Source organism: Curtobacterium sp. L1-20, from assembly GCF_048755855.1.
In the GTDB taxonomy this organism is placed as follows: domain Bacteria; phylum Actinomycetota; class Actinomycetes; order Actinomycetales; family Microbacteriaceae; genus Curtobacterium.
Genome location: NZ_CP151473.1, coordinates 3,413,130 through 3,428,265, shown reverse-complemented (window position 1 = coordinate 3,428,265; position 15,136 = coordinate 3,413,130). Strand labels below are relative to the sequence as shown.

Sequence of the window (15,136 nt, the reverse complement as noted above, 5' to 3'; positions counted from 1 at the left end):
CCGCAGTCGCTGCCGGCCGTCGGTCGTCGACGTGACCGCTCGCCGGACGGGAGGCGCGTGGCGGCCCCGCCACGTGCCTCCTGTCCGACGCGAACCGCGTCAGACCGCCCAGTCGTCCCCGAACAGGCTGCCGCGGCGCGCTCCGAGGTAGGAGCCGACGACCGCGACCCCGAGGTCGTCGTTCTCGGGCGCCACCACCCTGCCGTCCACGCGCTTCGCCATCGCGTCGACGAACCGTGCGAGGCCGGGGTCGTCGCCGAGCCGGAAGAAGGTCGTCTGCGCGCCGAGCCGTCCGGCGTTCTCGAGTTCGCGGACGGAGAGAGCGATCGTGATCGGGTCCGGCGGGTAGCCGAACCAGACCTGCCCGTTCGGTTCGAGGTGCGACGTCGGCTCGCCGTCCGTGACGATGAGCAGCACGGGTTGCGCCGCCAAGTGCTTGCGGAAGTGGCGGTTGGCGAGCAGCAGGGCGTGGTGCAGGTTCGTGCCCTTGTCCCACATGGCGTCGAGCCCGACGAGCTGCTCGATGTCCATCACCTCGGCCTCGCGCCCGAAGGCGATGAGCTGCAGGTCGTCGCCCCGGAACCGCGTCGAGACGAGCGTGTGGAGCGCCAGCGCCGTGCGCTTCATCGGCACCCAACGGTCCTCCATCGCCATCGAGAACGACGTGTCGACGAGCAGCGCGACGCAGGCCTGGGTCCGCGCCTCGGTCTCCTGCACCTCGACGTCGTCGATCTCGAGCCGGACGCCGGGGCCGATTCGACCGGACGCGGCCGTGCGGGTGAGGGCGTTCGTGATCGACCGGGTGACGTCCCACGGTTCGGTGTCGCCGTACTGCCACTGCCGGGTCGAGCCCGACGGTTCCCCGGCGGCACCGGAGCGACGGAGGTCGCGGGCGCCCTGCCGGCCGGACATCCGCTGGGCGACGTCCTTGAGCAGGCTCTTGCCGAGCTGGCGCATGGCCTTCGGGGTGAGCCGGAGCTGCCCGTCGGCCCCACGGCGCATCGCCCCGGAGTTCCGGAGTGCCTTCTCGAGCTGCTGCAGCGTCTTCGCGTCGACGGCCGCCTCGTTGCCGAGCTGCCGCGCGAGGGCGTCCAGGTCGAGGTCGTCGAGGTCGGAGCCCGGGCCGGACTGCGCGATCTGGTCGGCGAGGGCATCGAGGTCCGCGATGTCCTGGAACACCCCGGTCCCGTCGCCCAGCCCGAGTCCCTGCTCGCCGTCCATCCGCTCGGAGCCGCCCCAGTCCTCGCCGGGGCGGAGCGATCGGAGGTTCTCGTCGAGCTGTCCGAGCTGCCCCATCAGGTCCGGCGAGCCGAACGCCTGCTGGGCCAGCGCGTCGAGCTCGTCACGCTGCTCCTGGGTCATCGAGTTCCGCATCCGCTGGGCGGCGGCGGCGCGGGCGGCGAGGTCGTCGAGCAACTCCTCGACGTTCTGCGGGTTCGAGGGGAAGTACGCGCCGTGCTCCGCCATGAACGCGTCGAACTGCTCCTGCGAGTCCGTGCCCGCGCGGTGCGCCTCGAGCAGTGCGTTGAGGTCGCGCATCATCGCCGCAACGGCCGCGCGGTCCTCGTCGGAAGCGTTCTCGAGCGCCTGCTTCATGCCGGCGAAGCGCTGGTCGAGCATCTCGCGGCCGAGCAGGTCCTTGATCTCCTCGTACTTCTGCCGCGCGGTGGGGCTCTTCCAGTCGTAGCCGCTGAGCTCCTGCACGGCGGAGGCCGGTGACGGGGAGAGGCTGTCGAGCTGCATCTCGGCGAGGGCACGGTCGCCGTCGTCGATGTCGGTGTCGCGCGCGAGCTGGCCACGTTCGGCGAGCACCGCCTCGTCGAGCAGCTGCTTGACCTGCTGCAGCGTGCCGTCGAGGTTGTTCTTCGCCGTGAGCTCGCGGCGCCGTTCGGCGACGCGACGGGCCAGGTCGTCGAGTCCGCGCTGGTCGCGGCCGCCGCGCCGAAGGAACTCGCGGATGGCGCGCTCGGGCGAGGTGCCGCCCATGACGTCCTCGCCGATGGCGTCGAGGGCCTCGGCGAGGTCGACCGGGGGTGCGAGCGGATCCGGTCCGTCGTCGTACTTGCCGTAGCGGGCGTCGCGCGACAGGCGGCGGTTCTGCCTAGCCATAGACGGCGTCGCCCCCGCCGGACTCCTTGCTGATGCGCCGTGCCAGGTAGAGGCCCTCGAGGGCGAGCTCGATCGCGCCGGCCCGCTCGCCGTCGTTCGTCGCGCCGAGTCGGTCGCACACCTGGTCGTACAGGTCGGACTCACCGATCGACGGCAGCCCTTCGAGGAAGGCCCGGGCGCTGACCTGCTCGCCCGTGGTCACCATGGTGCCGCCGTCGAGCGCCTCGACCAGGACGGCGAAGTCGAGCCCGCGGAACCGCGAACGGACCGTCTCGGCCGTGGCCGTCCGGAGCAGGTGCTCGAGCACCTCGTCGGCGCGGTCCTCCTCGCCGTTCTCGAACTCGATCTTGCCACCGAGCACGTCGACGGCGGTCTCGAGGTCGATCGGCCGGGCGACCGCGTGCTCCTCGCCCTGGCGCGCCGCTCGGTGCACGGCGGCGGCGGAGACCGTCTCGGCCCCGGCGATCGAGAACCGGGCGCTCACGCCGCTCCGCTGGTCCACGGCGCTCGACGCCCGCAGCGCCCGTGTGAAGCGCGCGAGGATCTCGATGAGGGCGTCCGGCACGTCGGCGGTGAGCTGGGCCTCTTGCCGGATGACGGCGATCTCGTCCTCGAGCTCGATCGGGTAGTGCGTCCGGATCTCGGCGCCGAAGCGGTCCTTCAGCGGCGTGATGATCCGGCCGCGGTTCGTGTAGTCCTCGGGGTTGGCGCTCGCGACGACGAGGACGTCCAGCGGGAGCCGCAGCACGTAGCCACGGATCTGCACGTCGCGCTCTTCCATGATGTTGAGCATCGCGACCTGGATGCGCTCGGCGAGGTCGGGCAGCTCGTTGATGGCGACGATGCCGCGGTGGCCGCGGGGGACCAGGCCGAAGTGGATCGTCTCCGGGTCGCCGAGGCTGCGGCCCTCCGCCACCTTCATCGGGTCGACGTCGCCGATGAGGTCGGCGACGGAGGTGTCCGGCGTCGCGAGCTTCTCGACGTAGCGGTCGTCGCGGTGGCGCCACGCGATCGGCATCGCGTCGCCGAGCTCCTCGGCTCGCCGGGTGCTGGCGGTGGTGATCGGTTCGAAGGGGTGCTCGCCGAGCTCGGAACCCTCGATCACGGGCGTCCACTCGTCGAGGAGTCCCTGCAGCGTGCGGAGCAGGCGGGTCTTGCCCTGCCCGCGCTCGCCGAGCAGGACGACGTCGTGGCCGGCGATGAGGGCTCGTTCGAGCTGCGGGACGACGGTGGTGGCGAAGCCGTGCAGGCCGGGCCAGGGGTCTCGGCCCTCGCGGAGGGCGGTGAGGAGGTTGTCGCGGATCTCGGCGCGGACCGACTTCTGGACGTGACCAGAGGCGCGGAGCTCGCCGACCGTTCTGATGGAGGGTCGGGTCACGTCGCCGACGCTACGCCTGACCGCCGACGAACCTGCCCCCCTGTTCGCCCAGGGCGAGCGCGGCCGCGTCAGCCGAACAGGCGCTCGCTCGCGATCGCGGCGCCCTCGGTGAGCGCGCGGAGCTTCGCCCACGCCACGTCGGACGCGACGAACTCGTAGCTCGCGAAGGTCGCCAGGCCGCAGTCGGTCCCGGCGACGATGCGGGTGGGGTCGCCGACGGCCTCGGCGGCCTCGACGATGCGGTTCGCGACGAGCTGCGGGTGCTCGAGGTAGTTCGTCGTCACGTCGATCACGCCGGGGACCAGGACGGCGTCCTCCGGCAGCGGGAGGTCGCGGAACGCGGGGAACTCGTGCGCGTGCCGCGGATTGCCGAACGGGATGCTGAAGGAGCCGACCTCGGCGCGGTAGAGGTGCGGCAGCAGCACGTCCACCGGGACGTCGTCCTGGTGCGGCCCCTGCCAGTTGCCGTAGCAGACGTGCAGACGGGTCTGCTCCTTCGGGATGTTCCGCAGTGCGTGGTTGAGGGCGTCGACGTGCAGGTCGACCGCGGCGAGGAACTCGTCGAGCGACGCGTCGCCGAAGTGGATCACGCGCTCCATCGCCAGGTCCGGGGCGTCGAGCTGGAGGACGTGCCCGCGCGCGACGATCTCCTCGTACTCGACGCGGAGCTGCTCAGCGAGCGCGAAGACGTACTCGCGGTGGTCGGCGTAGTGCGGGTTCGCGTCGTCGAGCAGCAGCGTCGTGGCGACGATGCCCGGCGTCGCCGCCGAGATGAAGGTCCCGGCGGGCGTGCGTCCGGCCGCCGCGTTGCGGGCGAGTTCCCGCTCGAAGCCGTCGAGGTCCTCGCGGATGCCGGCGCGCTCCTGGTCGTACTCGAGCAGTCCCTGGGCGACCGGGGTGTCCCAGACCCGGGCGAACTCGGCGCCCTCGTCGATCTGACGGGCCTGGAACGCCGCGTACTCGGGGAACTTCACCGAGTCGAGGGTCGGCTTGCGGTGGCCGGAGCCGCCGAAGCCGGACAGCCGTTCGCGGATGTAGGTCGAGAAGCCGACCCTGGGCACCTCGCCGTCGTTGACGACGTCGAGCCCGGCGTCGAGCTGCGCGTCGACGGTGCGGGCCAGCACGGCCGCCGTCTCGTCGCGGAGCGCCTGCTCGTCGTACGGCTTCCCCTGGTCACGCGCGACGAGGAGGGCGGTGAGCTCCGGCGTCCGGGGGAGCGAACCGGTGTGGGTGGTCAGGATGCGGTCGGTCGAGTTCTGCAGCGGCACCCCTGTCACGGTAGCGAGGTGGCTGCCGTCCGGTACGGATGTGTCGGCCCGCGTCGGTGGGCGCCACCGGGTGGCGGACGGGAGGCGCGGCGCGGGCCGGCACCGCGCCTCCCGTCCGCACGTGCGGACCGGAGGGACGGCACGGGCCGGCGCCGTGCCTCCCGTCCAGGGGTTTGTGGCTGCCGACGGCAGCGGCGATGATGGGGCGTCGGCACCGGAGCCGGATTCGATAGGGGGATCCGGCTCCGGGTCCGGCCCCTCCGTCAGCGACGTCCGTTGTCGATGTGAACACGCTGGACGATCCCGGCGTACGTTCCCCACTCGTGAGCAGCACAGACGGGGCGATCAAGAGCCTGGTGCCCGCCAGGATGGACAGACTGCCGTGGACACGGTTCCACTGGAGTGTCGTCGTCGGACTCGGGGTCTCGTGGATCCTGGACGGTCTGGAGATCCAGATCGTGTCCAACGCCGGCTTCCAGGCCGACCTGGACCTGTCGACACAGCAGGTGACGTCCCTCGGGACGATCTACCTCGTCGGCCAGGTGGTCGGCGCAATCGTGTTCGGCCGCATGTCGGACCGACTCGGTCGGCGGAAGCTCTTCATCCTCACGCTGGCCATCTACCTCATCGGTTCGGGCATCGCCGGGCTCGCCCAGGACTTCTGGTTCCTCGCGGCGTTCCGGTTCGTGGCCGGCCTCGGCATCGGCGGCGAGTACGCGGCGATCAACTCGGCGATCGACGAGCTGATCCCGTCGAAGTACCGCGGCCACGTGGACATCGCCATCAACGGCACCTACTGGGGCGGCGCCGCGCTCGGCGCGTTCGCGAACATCTACCTGCTCGACACCGCCCACTTCGCCGAGAACATCGGCTGGCGCATCGGCTTCTTCCTCGGCCCGGTGCTCGGCATCGCGATCATCTTCCTGCGACGACACATCCCCGAGAGTCCGCGGTGGTTGATGACGCACGGGCGCGAGGAGGAGGCCGACGCCACCGTCACGCAGATCGAGGAGTCGGTGGAGCGGTCGACGGGGCACCGACTGCCCGACGTCGACCAGTCGAAGGCGTTGACGGTGACGCCGATGGACCGCGTCGGGTTCCTGACCATCGCGCGGGTCCTCCTGCGCCAGTACCCGACGCGCACACTCGTCGGCGCCACGATGATGATCACGCAGGCCTTCCTCTACAACGCGATCTTCTTCACGTACGCGCTCGTCCTGACGAACTTCTTCGGGCTCAAGACGGCGGAGACGTCGGTGTACTTCTTCCCGTTCGCGATCGGCAACCTGCTCGGTCCGATCATCCTCGGCCGGTTCTTCGACACCTGGGGTCGCCGGCAGATGATCTTCCTGACGTACCTGGTGTCCGGGCTCGTCCTGGCGACGTCGGCGTTCCTGTTCCGCGCGGACGCGATCAGCGCCACCGTGCAGGTCGTCTTCTGGTGCGTGTCGTTCTTCTTCGCCTCGGCCGGTGCGTCGAGTGCGTACCTCACGGTCAGCGAGATCTTCCCGCTCGAGCTCCGGTCGCAGGCGATCTCGTACTTCTTCGCCCTCGCGCAGATCTTCGGGGCGCTCGCCCCGGCGATCTACGGAGCGTTCATCGGCGACGGGTCCTCGCGCGAGCCGCTCTTCTGGGGGTACCTGCTCGGGTCCGCGGTGATGATCGTCGGCGGGATCGTGGCGCTGATCTTCGGGGTGGACTCCGCGCGGAAGGGACTCGAGGACATCACGCAACCGCTCTCGGTCCTGACGAAGGAAGCGGACGGCGCCCGGAAGTAGCATTCCGTATACGGAGTGTTTAGCGTGCGGCGACGGTGGCTGCCATCGTCGCCGCATGGCACTCCTCCACACGGCGACCGCCGACGGCACCGTCCACCATCCGACCTCCTCGCACCCCAGCGGCGCCGGTCGTGCGTGACCCTGGCGACATGGACCGAGCACCGAGCCGCCCTGGTCGGGGCGAGGACGACCCGAACGGCATCCGGCGGAGCCTGCTGCGCGACGCCGTGTTCGCGCGGTTGCTCGACGACGTCCTGCGCGGGGTCTACCGGCGGGGGCAGCGCGTCCGGCTCGACGACATCGCGGACGACATGCGCGTCTCGCGGACGCCCGTCCGCGAAGCACTCGTCCCGCTCGAGGCGCTCCGGCTCGTCACGGTGCAGCGCTACGTCGGCGTGGTGATCATGCACTGGACCGTCGAGCACATGACCGAGCGCCTCCGGATCGCGCGGACGATGATCACCGATCCGTCGACGGGTCCGACGGCCGGCGACGAGCGGTTCACCACGGCGTGGCTGCGGGAGTGCAGCACCGAGGGCGGCGCCTTCGTCGAGCTCGGAGCATGGTGGCTCCGTCGGCACGGTGCCGCCGTCAGCGCCGACTGGTTGTCGTCGCAGCGCGCTGTGCTCGACGCCTTCTACAAGGACGACGTCGCGATCGCGAACGGGATCGACGCGGCGGTCGACCGACGGGCACGGATGCGGCTCGTCGAGCGGGCCGTGCGCGCGGCCGAGGCCGATGCGCTCGACGAGTGCGCGGCCGTGCTGGTCGAGCTCGCCTCCGCGCTCATCACGCTGCCGGACCGCTTCCGGTCGGCTGCCTGATCGCCGCGCGGGCGTGTGAGGACCGAAGGTGGGGGCGCGGTGGTGGGCCGCGCCCCCAGGAGGTCGCTCCCCGGCTGAGCGCCACACGATCGGGCGCGTCGGGCTCGGCAGCGGGGAGCGACGTCGGTGCTGTGTCGCGACTACGGAGGCTGGCCTCCGGAACGTGATCGCCGCGTCCCGATGATGCTATGCAGCGGGGTACGCAGGGACAACCCCTTCGTGTCCCCACTTCGGGGGACCGACCCGCGATCGGCGAGGATCCCGTGGTCGAGACCCGGGCCGTCCTCCTGTATGGTGGTCGGAGCACTCGCGAGAGTGCATGGAGACGTCGCATAGTCCGGCCGAGTGCACCACCCTGCTAAGGTGGAGTCCCCTTTGAGGGGACCGAGGGTTCAAATCCCTCCGTCTCCGCACGAGGGTAGTTGGGGAAAGTCGCAGCTACCCATTGAGGAAAGTGGCGGCCGATCCGCGTCAGCCCGCGGATCGGTGCCCGATCAGCTGAGTGCTGCGGCCTGATGATTCAGGTGAGTCGGCCGGCTGTCCCAGCACCTGAGTGCGGCTCCTGCCCCCTTGATCCCATCCCACTGTGTGGCGTGATCTGGGATTTTCTGTCTCGCTCGACGTCACCGATCCTGCCGCCGCACAGGCTTCGGTCGACACCGCCGTCCAGCGATTCGGGCGGCTCGATGTGCTGGTGAACAACGCGGCTACGCCAACCTCGCCAGCATCGAGGACGGCGACCCCGACGACTTCCGGGCCCAGGTTGAGACGAACTTGTTCGGGGTCGTGACACTGACGCGGGCGGCGCTGCCGGTGATGCGGGAGCAGGGCTCGGGGCACGTCGTGCAGGTCTCGTCGGTGGGCGGCCGTCTCGCGAGCCCGGGCCTCGGCGCGTACCAAACTGCGAAGTAGGCCGTCGGCGGGTTCTCCTCCGTGCTCGCCACGGAGGTCGCCCCGCTCGGGATCCACGTCACTGTGATGGAGCCGGGCGGGATGCGCACCGACTGGGCCGGGTCGTCTAGGCGCGTCGACGCCGTGCGGCCGGAGTGCCAGGCGACCGTCGGGGCCTCGGCGCGGATGCACGGGAGCGACAACATCGGGGCGAGCGGCCCCGACCTCGTCGCCGACCTCGTGCTGCACGTTGTCGGGATGGGCGAGCCGCCGCTGCGGCTGCTCGTCGGGCCGGACGCCTACACGCTCGCGACGGCCGCAGGGCGGGCGCTGCTGGCGTCCGATGAGCGGTGGGAGGAACTGATTCGGTCGACGACCGCGGCTGACGCGACCCCCGCGCAGCTCGATCCAACCGCTGGTGCTTGACTATGGCAGGTCAGGAACTGGAGCGCGTCGGCGGCATCTGGGCCGGGAATGGTTCGCGGCGCTCACCTCCTCAGTGCCCGTGTCGGGAACTCGCTATCCCAGGTTTCGCTCGAGCCAGTTCGTGCCGCTGTCCGAGAAGCCTCGCCACGCGGTGGCGCTGTCGGTGATGTCAGCGACGAACACTTCGCTCGCTCTTGGCAGGGCTGACCGGAGCGCATCCCGGAACGCCACGGGGTCCAGTCGGGTTCGAACGATCCAGGTGGAGTCGAGGTGATGCCACCACGCGGTCACGTTCGCTTTGATGGCGACGGCGACCGCCTCGTAGGCCTCGGAGCTGGTGTCGCTGAGGTCGTACCCGATGAGGAGTGTGCGCATCCCGGTGCCCTTCCTTAGTCGTTGCGGTGTTCAGTGCCGAAGTAGAAACCCATCACCGTACCCACGAGGGTGACGATTGAGGGGAAGAAGACCTCGACAACGGCGCGGACATCCTCAGTGTCTAGCTGCAGAGCCTTCCGGAACGCGAAGATCAGCAGTCCGGCGAGGATGGTGCCCGCGAGGATGCAGACGAGGAAGATCGCGAGGGTCCTGCGAACCCTGTCGCGCGGATCCTCCGTGATTGAACCGTCGATGATCGGACGGCTCTCGTTGATCTTCGCTCCTTCCGTGACGGCGGGGCCGGATGCGTCATCACGCGCACCGGCCCCGCCGCGATCGGACGACACGGGAGCGTCGCCGCTGTCGCTCACCGCAGATCAACGATCGTTCGCGTGCTCTCACCCGGCTTCTGCAAGATGATCTCGTTGCCCTCTTCGAGCTTGTCCGAGAAGTACTTGCGGTCGGAGATTGCCTTCTTGACGACGTCAGTCATCGACGAGCCGGAGCTGTCGGCGAGGTCGCGAAGAACGGATACCACCTCGGGTGAGAGCCGGATAGTGAGTTTGGAAGAGTCGCGTGCCATGAGTGCATCATCTCCGTCGGTTCGTGGTGTGGTACGGCTACTGTACGGCACTTGGCCGTACGTTGGCCGTATCGTTGACGTACACCACAACGATCGTGTCGGTTCTGTAGAGATCCGCGAAGACGCTTGCGTCGTCCCACTGTGGTGAGACGCACGCGTGTACGGTGAGCGCGTGGGACAGACATCGTGAGTTGGATCGTTGACCGGGAACCGCGGAACGCCGCGATAGGGACTGGCAGCCTTCGGACGGAGCGGGATCTGTGGGATCTTGCCCGGTTCTTGACCGATGTCCTTCGCTCCGCCGCGAACGCAGTAACCGGAGAGAGTACGGACGAGGACCGTCGTGTTCTTGAGACGGCCGCGGATGAGCTGGGGTCTCTCTGGAGCACGGATGACGACGCCTGGCTGGTGACTCCGTCGCAGCGGAAAGCCCGCTCGCTTGCGGATGCGATGCGCAACGTCGCAGGGCCGGAGGCCGGTGCCGCGGAAGCGCAGGCGGCTGCCGGCGCCGTCGCGGCGACCTTGCGCCAGTTGGCGGCGGGGCAGATCGACCGGGACCGTCTGGTAGCGATGATGGACGTACTGCTTGAGCTTGCCCGCCAGCTGACCGCTCGCTATGAAGCGCTCGAGGCGTGGCGCGAGCTGTCATGACCCCTGACGCGATTCGCGCCAGCGTCGATGAACGTATCGCCGCCCTGCAACGAGCACTCGATGACACGGCAGTCGGGCGCGGTGGTCGCGCGTTGGAGTACGCCGCGTTTCTTCTGGGTCGCCTTGTGGCCGACCGCGACAACGCCCTGAAGCTGATCCAGGCCGAGCGGGGGCAGGCGGATCCCATCGTGGAGCAGATCACCGGTCGCAGCACGTCAGAGATGATGCACGTGACGTTGCAGGACCTGGAGCAGCTCGGCATCTACATCGCGATGTACGGGGAAGCTGTCGGTCGGACAGACCTTCCGGTTGGGTTGACAGATCTCATCCAGACGGTGGTCGCCGACCTTTTGCAGCAGCCGCCGATCGGGCAGAGCGTCGATGCGCTCATCCGAACTGTGCCGGGAACCCGATACGGGGCGACGCTTCTGCGGGCTGAGGCGCATGCGACGTCGTTCGGGCCACCGCTGCCAGTGGTGTTCGAGCTGCCAGCGTTGGATCCGGCGAACATGATGCTCGCTCCGATCATCGCCCACGAGGCGGCGCACTTGGTTGAGAAGCTCGCGTCGCTGCCCACGCCGGACGATGCTGCCAACAAGCAGATCCGCGCGATTTTCCATGACCTTCCCGTCGAGGCCGGCGAGAACCAGACGCGTGTGCGCCAGAACTGGTCGCAGAAGTTGACCGACTGGTCGAGCGAGGTTCTCGCCGACCTGATTGCAACGCGTCTCTGCGGGCCGTCGGTCCTGCTTGCGCTTCTCGCGCATGCGCCGTCGATGCCGCGGACGAGCACCTCGCACCCGCCGACCCTGGAACGGGCTCGGTGGGTTCGGAACTACCTCGGCGACCTGGGGTGGGACCCCTTCCTTGAGGAACACTGCCCGGGCGTGCTGTCAGAGCTGGCCGACCAGGCTCAGCCGCAGCGATCCCAGGAAGCAGCTGCCTTGGTGTCGGCGCTGGAAATCTTGCTGCCCTGGATGAAGGCCGCTGCTGGCGACCGTTGCTGTGCGTTGCAGCCCCTGGAACAAGAGCGATTCGCGGAGGCAATGAAGCTCCTCGAGTCAGAGGTTCCGCCTGTGCAACTCGGGGGGACTGCCGATCCGATCCTGCCGTGGCACGCGATCCTGGTCGCGTGGGCGGCGGCGCTGCGCCAGCACGGTGACTCCATGACTGGTTTGATCACTGCGGCGGCGGACCGGCGTCGCAACGCCGTCGTACTGAAGACGGTGGAGCTGTCGCGAGTTGTGACGCTTTGGAGGGACTCGTGACCGCGGTACTGGAGAACGAGATCTACGCCGCGATGGCTGAGACCGAACTTGACCGGAAGCTCATCATCACGCCGCTGCTGGACGCCGAACAGCAGGTCGGTCCGGGCACGATCGACCTGCGGCTAGGAACTGAGTTCCTGGAAACCGACCGGATGGACGACGGCGTCGTAGATGTCGTCGCCGATGATGCGTTCTCCCGCTACCGCGAGGGCCGTCGCACCTATGTGCAGCTTGGAGGGACGTACACCCTGCCGCCGCAGGGGTTCCTGTTGGGCTCGACGCTGGAGTTCGTTGGCATGCCTCACAATATGCACGGGCAGGTGCTGAGCCGGTCGAGCTGGGGCCGCCTCGGCCTCATCGTCGCCACCGCTGTGGTGGTGCAACCGGGATACCGTGGCATGTTGACGTTGGAACTGGTGAACACGAGCAACGCACCGATCGTTCTCCGACCTGGCCTTCGCGTCGCGCAGCTGCAGCTCTGGCGTGCGGAATCCATGGTCACCGACCCGTACCGTTCGTCGGACAAATACATCAGTCCGCTGGGGCCAGAAGCAGCTCGCCTCGCTCGCGAGCGAAACGAACGCGACAAGCTGCTTCGTATGGGCGAGCGGCTGGAGGGCAAGCGTCGGCGGCATTGACCACGAGCCCCGGCACGTGTGGACCGGAGCGCGGTGTGGCTCGTGATCGTCGCTGCGTCGGGGCAGACGATGCCGCAGCGCGTAGGGGGCGGAAGTTCGGCTGAACTGACCCGGAAACGCAGGCAGGTGAAGCGCATCTGTGGGCCGCGGTACTTCGCTGCCGGACGTCCTGCGTTAAGGGCGCAGGGGGTACCCGATCGAGGCGCGCCAGGGTGAGTACCGAGCAGTGTTGGCTGACCAGTCGTATAGACCGCGGATCGTGAGCAGCAGGGCGTCGGCCCACCGGACAGTCTGATCATCCGATTCGCGCTGCTCGCGTAGCTGCGCGGCATGCGAACGCAGGTGGCCGATCCTACGGTCGAGCATCTCGATCGCCGTATCGAACGCCTGCGGTTCAGTCCGCCCTTCTGCTTGCAACACCGCAACCAGATTCACGACGTCCCCATGGGAAAGCTCGCGCTCAGCAGAGATGATGTCGTTGGTCCACGCTGCCACGTCTGCCGCAGCCTCCCAGCAGTTCTGGAAACGACGGTCGCCGTAGATCCAGTCCGGGAGGGCATATGACAGTTGCCGTTCGATGAGGTCAAGCCCGACCGTGAAGGGGCCATCCTGTCGTCGCGCGACGAGGTACTGGCGGAGCGGGGGAGCGACTCCGCTTAGTCGCGCTCGGTGCCAGAGCTGCTCACGTTGAAGCAATCGCCGATGTGAGTCTGCAGCCGGCGCTGCCATGCGGGCGACATGCCGCGCACGAGTTCCGTCAGAGTTCAGCGAGGATCGCCACCGGGCCACTGCGAATCTAGTCGGTGGGCGACTGTTCGCCCCCATGTTCCGCTTGCAGAGCGAGCACTGCTTCGTCCGCGCGGTCGTGCGATTGTTCGACAGCGTCGTCCACCACCGTGAGCCACGCCATGGACTGTGCAAAGAGCAGAGGGGTGTCCGAATCGGGGTACGCGCGCCGCGAGAGCGCACATGCGATGCCGCTGGACCTTCTCGGCGTGCCGCTCCCAGTGACCCCAATCCGTTCGGGCGAACCATTGACGCAGCTGTGGTTGCCGCTCGCAACGAGCCGTCGGAAGAACTCCGCCTTGTCCTCCGCGGCGTCGACCCGCGGGGATGCAGCTAGCGCTGCTGCGCAACAAGACCATGGAGTCGGGCCCGACCTGGCTCCTATCACTCGCGGGCACGCTCGTCGTCGAGTGGCCGTTCTCCGAAATCGATCCGGCTAATCGACGGCTCTCAAACGCTCCGGTCTTAACGGTGCTTCACGCGAGGCGCGCGAGCGAACACCACAGTGGTGGTCACAGCGAACTCATGAAGTGTCCGGACGCGGGACGTCGCGTCCGGACAGCCGCCCTTGAGCAACCCGAACAGCTCCCGAACGTGCCTAGCGGCGGAGAACCCAACCCCCTTGATCACGGCCCAGTACTGCTCTTGCTGGCTGCTATCAGCTCCTCCAAGAAGGTCATTCGCTGCTGACGACGCCCAATCAGCGTCATCCCTGGCCTGTGCGAGCGTCCGCCCCGAGGATCTAACCCCACCGGCGACCTCCTGCGAGACGCTTCCGAAACGCCTCAGTCAGGTCGGCGTGCTCACCGCCGGAAGGCCACTTCGCGTCACCACGCCCTCTGCGCTTCCCGCTCACCCCACTTCGCTCTGTTCCCGAAACTTCCTTCTGGGAGTCGCCCTGCTTCGCCGCGCATCCCGCAACGATCCTGCATGTCAAGCCGCCGGTCGACACTCTCCGCCATCGGCTTCTCGTCCGTCGTGGATGGCCTGCTGTGCCAAATGGGCCAGCACCGCTGTGCCAGTCATGCTCAAGCAGGGCGGACACTGTGCGCGGTTGCAGGGATTGAGGGCATTCCTCAACTACCCGCACGAGAAGCCCTTTCGATCCGCGTCATGCGGGACGGAGGGGCTTTTGCCGTTCCTGGGCTGGCCGGCGGCGGCCGGCCGTTCCGGGGCGGGATCTCCGTGGTGCCAGTGCGGCGCTTCCGTCGTCCAGTCGCGGCGCTTCCGCCGTCGGGGGCGCTGCCGACGCACGACGGCCGGCAGCGCTGGTGGCTGCCGGCCGTCGTGCGTCGTCGCGGTGTGCGGTCAGGAGTTGTCGATCACCCGGACGTAGTCGACCTTCATCTGCTGCGGGAACTGCGTCGTCCCGTCCGGGTACCCCGGCCAGTTCCCGCCGACCGCCAGGTTCAGCACGATGAAGAACGGCTTGTCGAACACCCACGGGTTGCTGCCCGTGTCGGCCGTCGTCACCGTCTTGTAGGCGACTCCGTCGACGGACCAGGTGATCGAGCCGGGCTTCCAGTCGACCGCGAACGTGTGGAACGTGTCCGCGAACGACCACCCCTGCGGGTGCTGGTAGCTCGACGTGATGCCCTGACCGCCGGAGTAGCCGGGGCCGTGCACGGTCCCGTGGACGGTCGCCGGTTCGTAGCCGACGTTCTCCATCACGTCGACCTCGCCGGAGTTCGGCCAACCGACCTGTGGCAGGTCGGCGCCGAGCATCCAGAACGCCGGCCAGATGCCCTGACCGCGCGGGATCTGGATGCGTGCCTCGACGCGCCCGTACTGCGGCGTGTACTTCCCCTGCGTGGTCAGGCGGGCGCTGGTGTACGAGCCGTCCGCCTCGCGCCTCGCCGTGATGACGAGGTTGCCCTGGCCGTCGAGCGCCGAGTTGTCGCGTGAGTCGGTGTAGTTCTCCAGCTCGTTGTTGCCCCAGCCGCCGGCGCCGGTCTCGTTCGTCCACGCCGACCGGTCCGGCGCGGTGCCGGCGGGGCCGTCGAAGTCCTGCGACCAGACGACGTCGCCGTTCGCCGCGTTCGCCGGGGCGGACGCGGTGAGGGTCGGGGTGACGCCGAGCGCGAGGGCAGCAGCCCCCGCGACCGTGAGGGCGACGAGCCGTCGCTTCGTGGTGGTGCTGGTCATCGGTGGTCCTCCTCGG

Annotated in this window: 14 protein-coding genes, 1 tRNA gene and 1 pseudogene; 8 read left to right on the top strand and 8 right to left on the bottom strand. The window is 68.8% G+C overall.

What is annotated here, in order from left to right; translation table 11 throughout:
• Positions 1-99: 99 nt before the first annotated feature.
• The 3 genes from AAEP86_RS17585 to AAEP86_RS17575 all read right to left on the bottom strand — a co-directional run bounded on the left by AAEP86_RS17585 (position 100) and on the right by AAEP86_RS17575 (position 4,755).
• Positions 100-2,109: a vWA domain-containing protein gene (locus tag AAEP86_RS17585; protein ID WP_420368566.1), complete on the bottom strand. Its 2,010-nt coding sequence runs from the start codon at positions 2,107-2,109 to the stop codon at positions 100-102.
• Positions 2,102-3,487: a magnesium chelatase gene (locus tag AAEP86_RS17580; RefSeq protein ID WP_420368565.1), complete on the bottom strand. Its 1,386-nt coding sequence runs from the start codon at positions 3,485-3,487 to the stop codon at positions 2,102-2,104. Before AAEP86_RS17580 ends, AAEP86_RS17585 begins: the two co-directional genes overlap by 8 nt.
• 68 nt (positions 3,488-3,555) lie before the next feature.
• The gene (locus AAEP86_RS17575) at positions 3,556-4,755 is read right to left on the bottom strand and encodes a cobalamin-independent methionine synthase II family protein (RefSeq protein ID WP_420368564.1); all 1,200 of its coding nucleotides are present in this window, start codon (positions 4,753-4,755) and stop codon (positions 3,556-3,558) included.
• A 323-nt stretch (positions 4,756-5,078) separates the two neighbouring features.
• Here AAEP86_RS17575 and AAEP86_RS17570 point away from each other — a divergent pair, with 323 nt between their 5' ends.
• The 5 genes and pseudogenes from AAEP86_RS17570 (at position 5,079) to AAEP86_RS17550 (ending at position 8,674) form a co-directional block, all read left to right on the top strand.
• The gene (locus AAEP86_RS17570) at positions 5,079-6,533 is read left to right on the top strand and encodes an MFS transporter (RefSeq protein ID WP_420368563.1); all 1,455 of its coding nucleotides are present in this window, start codon (positions 5,079-5,081) and stop codon (positions 6,531-6,533) included.
• Positions 6,534-6,682: 149 nt separating this feature from the next.
• On the top strand, positions 6,683-7,357 hold the full coding sequence (locus AAEP86_RS17565; RefSeq protein ID WP_420368562.1) for a GntR family transcriptional regulator: 675 nt from the start codon (positions 6,683-6,685) through the stop codon (positions 7,355-7,357).
• A gap of 321 nt (positions 7,358-7,678) precedes the next feature.
• Positions 7,679-7,768 (top strand) — tRNA-Ser (locus AAEP86_RS17560).
• Between the two features lie 175 nt (positions 7,769-7,943).
• Positions 7,944-8,269, top strand: a pseudogene (locus AAEP86_RS17555) (SDR family NAD(P)-dependent oxidoreductase).
• A gap of 21 nt (positions 8,270-8,290) precedes the next feature.
• Positions 8,291-8,674, top strand: a complete 384-nt coding sequence (locus tag AAEP86_RS17550; protein ID WP_420368561.1) for a hypothetical protein — start codon at positions 8,291-8,293, stop codon at positions 8,672-8,674.
• Between the two features lie 93 nt (positions 8,675-8,767).
• Here AAEP86_RS17550 and AAEP86_RS17545 read toward each other — a convergent pair whose 3' ends face one another.
• The 3 genes from AAEP86_RS17545 to AAEP86_RS17535 are packed head-to-tail and all read right to left on the bottom strand — an operon-like array spanning position 8,768 to position 9,632.
• Positions 8,768-9,049, bottom strand: a complete 282-nt coding sequence (locus AAEP86_RS17545; protein ID WP_420368560.1) for a hypothetical protein — start codon at positions 9,047-9,049, stop codon at positions 8,768-8,770.
• A 14-nt stretch (positions 9,050-9,063) separates the two neighbouring features.
• Positions 9,064-9,420: a hypothetical protein gene (locus AAEP86_RS17540; RefSeq protein WP_420368559.1), complete on the bottom strand. Its 357-nt coding sequence runs from the start codon at positions 9,418-9,420 to the stop codon at positions 9,064-9,066.
• Positions 9,417-9,632 (bottom strand): hypothetical protein, encoded by a 216-nt coding sequence (locus tag AAEP86_RS17535; RefSeq protein ID WP_420368558.1) that lies wholly within the window; start codon positions 9,630-9,632, stop codon positions 9,417-9,419. The genes AAEP86_RS17540 and AAEP86_RS17535 overlap by 4 nt, the downstream gene beginning before the upstream one ends.
• Positions 9,633-9,818: 186 nt before the next feature.
• Here AAEP86_RS17535 and AAEP86_RS17530 point away from each other — a divergent pair, with 186 nt between their 5' ends.
• The 3 genes from AAEP86_RS17530 to dcd are packed head-to-tail and all read left to right on the top strand — an operon-like array spanning position 9,819 to position 12,189.
• Complete coding sequence (locus AAEP86_RS17530) at positions 9,819-10,283, top strand: hypothetical protein (protein ID WP_420368557.1); 465 nt, start codon at positions 9,819-9,821, stop codon at positions 10,281-10,283.
• On the top strand, positions 10,280-11,551 hold the full coding sequence (locus tag AAEP86_RS17525) for a hypothetical protein (RefSeq protein WP_420368556.1): 1,272 nt from the start codon (positions 10,280-10,282) through the stop codon (positions 11,549-11,551). The genes AAEP86_RS17530 and AAEP86_RS17525 overlap by 4 nt, the downstream gene beginning before the upstream one ends.
• A complete protein-coding gene (gene dcd, locus AAEP86_RS17520) occupies positions 11,548-12,189 on the top strand; it encodes a dCTP deaminase (protein ID WP_420368555.1) in 642 nt (213 codons plus the stop codon). The genes AAEP86_RS17525 and dcd overlap by 4 nt, the downstream gene beginning before the upstream one ends.
• Positions 12,190-12,363: 174 nt before the next feature.
• Here the strand turns inward: dcd and AAEP86_RS17515 are convergent, their stop codons facing one another.
• Both AAEP86_RS17515 and AAEP86_RS17510 read right to left on the bottom strand, forming a co-directional pair.
• The gene (locus tag AAEP86_RS17515; RefSeq protein ID WP_420368554.1) at positions 12,364-12,918 is read right to left on the bottom strand and encodes a terpene synthase family protein; all 555 of its coding nucleotides are present in this window, start codon (positions 12,916-12,918) and stop codon (positions 12,364-12,366) included.
• Between the two features lie 1,365 nt (positions 12,919-14,283).
• Positions 14,284-15,120, bottom strand: coding sequence for a glycoside hydrolase family 16 protein (locus AAEP86_RS17510; protein WP_420368553.1), 837 nt, complete (start codon positions 15,118-15,120; stop codon positions 14,284-14,286).
• Between the last annotated feature and the right edge of the window lie 16 nt (positions 15,121-15,136).

Bases quoted from the DNA above. Each gene is read 5' to 3' on its own strand.
- AAEP86_RS17585 (WP_420368566.1), bottom strand. From the start codon at position 2,109: ATGGCTAGGCAGAACCGCCGCCTGTCGCGCGACGCCCGCTACGGCAAG.
- AAEP86_RS17510 (WP_420368553.1), bottom strand. From the start codon at position 15,120: ATGACCAGCACCACCACGAAGCGACGGCTCGTCGCCCTCACGGTCGCG.
- AAEP86_RS17525 (WP_420368556.1), top strand. From the start codon at position 10,280: ATGACCCCTGACGCGATTCGCGCCAGCGTCGATGAACGTATCGCCGCC.
- AAEP86_RS17535 (WP_420368558.1), bottom strand. From the start codon at position 9,632: ATGGCACGCGACTCTTCCAAACTCACTATCCGGCTCTCACCCGAGGTG.
- AAEP86_RS17565 (WP_420368562.1), top strand. From the start codon at position 6,683: ATGGACCGAGCACCGAGCCGCCCTGGTCGGGGCGAGGACGACCCGAAC.
- AAEP86_RS17515 (WP_420368554.1), bottom strand. From the start codon at position 12,918: ATGGCAGCGCCGGCTGCAGACTCACATCGGCGATTGCTTCAACGTGAG.
- AAEP86_RS17545 (WP_420368560.1), bottom strand. From the start codon at position 9,049: ATGCGCACACTCCTCATCGGGTACGACCTCAGCGACACCAGCTCCGAG.